Source organism: Frigoribacterium sp. RIT-PI-h (assembly GCF_001297205.1).
Classification (GTDB): Bacteria; Actinomycetota; Actinomycetes; order Actinomycetales; family Microbacteriaceae; genus Frigoribacterium.
The window spans coordinates 1-1,890 of the sequence record NZ_LHOZ01000041.1 but is presented as its reverse complement, the minus strand read 5'-3'; the positions used below and the strand labels follow the sequence as shown (position 1 = coordinate 1,890).

Here is a 1,890-nt window from a genome sequence, read left to right as displayed (position 1 = left end):
GCCCGGGCCCCCGCGGCGCGCGCCCACGTGCGTGCCGCGTCCGGTTGCGCCGCCGGCGACCCGGCCTCGACGCCGAACCCAACGAGCACCGCGCCGGTGACGCCCACGCCGACGGCCTCGGACGACGCGACGGCGCTGCCCGACGCCACCGCGCTGCCGACGACCGAGCCGCCCGCTCCCTCCACGGCCCAGGCCCAGGAGGCGCCCCCCGCGTGGCACGCGTGCGTCACGGCGATCGGCCAGGAGTACCCCGACCTGCCGTACCTGGACGACGTCTGGGCGTACGAAGCCGACGACGTGCGCGACAGCGACGTCGGCGCGGTGGCCACGGTCACCATGGGTCACCTGGCCGACGGCCGACCGGCCACCGTGTGGACCTGCCGGATCTCGGGCACCCCCGAGTCCCCCGTCGTCGACTTCGTCTCGCCGGCCGACCTCTGACCCGCGGTCGCCGCCGCTCGTCCGGCTAGGGCGCGACGGCGACGACGACCGTGCCGTCGATCTCGTCGTCGCGGACGACCCGGGCCCGGAGGCCCGCGGCGACCAGCGCCTCCTGCGTGTCGGCGGCCTGACGCTCGCTCGTCTCGAGGACGAGGGTGCCGCCGGGCGCCAGCCAGTCGCCGACCTCGGCGGCGATCCGCCGGTGGAGGTCGAGCCCGTCGGCCCCGCCGTCGAGGGCGAGCGGCGACTCGTGGAGACGCGCCTCGGGGGGCATGGACGGGATCGCGTCGGTCGGCACGTACGGCGCGTTCGCCGCGATGACCCGGAACCGACCGCGCAACGACACCGGCAGGCCGTCGAACAGGTCTCCCCGGACGACCGTCCCCCGCTCGTCGAGGTTGTGACGGGCGCAGTGGACGGCCGCCGGGTCGAGGTCGGTGGCCCAGAGGTCGACACCGGGGTGCTCGGCGGCGAGCACGGTCGCGACGGCGGCGGCACCGCAGCAGAGCTCGAGCACGGCGAGGGGACGAGTCGCGCGACCGTCGCGCGCGACCGCGGCTGCGGGCGCCGCCGCGGCAATTCCGGCCTCGGCGGGCGCCGCCTCGGCCTGCCGCAGGACCAGTTCGGTCCGGCGGCGGGGCACGAAGACACCCGGCTCGACGACGATCCGTCGCCCGGCGAAGGCCGCCCAGCCGAGGACCTGCTCGAGGGGTCGTCCCGCGACGCGCTCGGCGACCATCGACTCGAGCGCGTCCCCGTCGGCGGCCTCGTCGAGCAGCAACCGCGTCTCGTCCTCGGCGAAGACGCAGCCCGCCGCCCTCAGGCGTCGGGTGACGATCTGCTCGCGGTCGGCCTCGGGGATCGTCACGCGCCCACGCTAGACCGACGCGTAGGCTGCCGAGCCCCGACGGCACGAGGGAGAACATGAAGCCGCGGCCCGAGAACGACATCCGCGAGTCGTTCGTCAACGCCCTGCCGGGCGGCCTCGACCGCCTGCCGATCCCCGGACTGCACGAGATGCTCTGGGAGGACCGCGAGTTCCTGGGCTGGCGCGACCCCCAGGCCCCCCACCGGGGCTACATGGTCCACTGGATGGACGACCGGCCGGTCGGTCTCGTCGTCCGCTCGTCGAGCAGTTCGCTGCGCCCCGGCATCGCCGCCATGTGCTCGCTCTGCCACTCGCCGCAGCCGGCCACGCAGGTGCGCCTCTTCACCGCCCCCAAGGCCGGCGAGGCCGGGCTGAACGGCGACACGCTCGGCACCTACATCTGCGAGGACCTCGCCTGCTCGCTGCTGATCCGGGTCGCTCCCCCGCACCTCAACCCGCCCGAGCAGATCGCCCGCCGTTCGGCCGGCCTCGCCGAGCGGGTGCAGGGCTTCACGGCCAACGTCATGAAGACCGCCTGACGCGCGGCCGTCCCGCAGACCGTCACCGCACCTCCTGCCGTC

General features: G+C 75.7%; 2 protein-coding genes and 1 pseudogene. 2 read left to right on the top strand and 1 reads right to left on the bottom strand.

Annotated features, from left to right (window positions below):
- Positions 1-441: pseudogene (locus tag AEQ27_RS03345) on the top strand (hypothetical protein); the annotation flags it as partial.
- A gap of 25 nt (positions 442-466) precedes the next feature.
- Here the strand turns inward: AEQ27_RS03345 and AEQ27_RS03340 are convergent.
- On the bottom strand, positions 467-1,309 hold the full coding sequence (locus tag AEQ27_RS03340; RefSeq protein ID WP_235450960.1) for a putative protein N(5)-glutamine methyltransferase: 843 nt from the start codon (positions 1,307-1,309) through the stop codon (positions 467-469).
- Between the two features lie 56 nt (positions 1,310-1,365).
- Between AEQ27_RS03340 and AEQ27_RS03335 the strand changes: the two genes are divergently transcribed.
- Positions 1,366-1,848, top strand: a complete 483-nt coding sequence (locus tag AEQ27_RS03335; RefSeq protein WP_054145399.1) for an FBP domain-containing protein — start codon at positions 1,366-1,368, stop codon at positions 1,846-1,848.
- Positions 1,849-1,890: the final 42 nt, after the last annotated feature.

Coding starts and splice junctions, on each gene's coding strand:
- AEQ27_RS03335 (WP_054145399.1), top strand. CDS start 1,366: ATGAAGCCGCGGCCCGAGAACGACATCCGCGAGTCGTTCGTCAACGCC.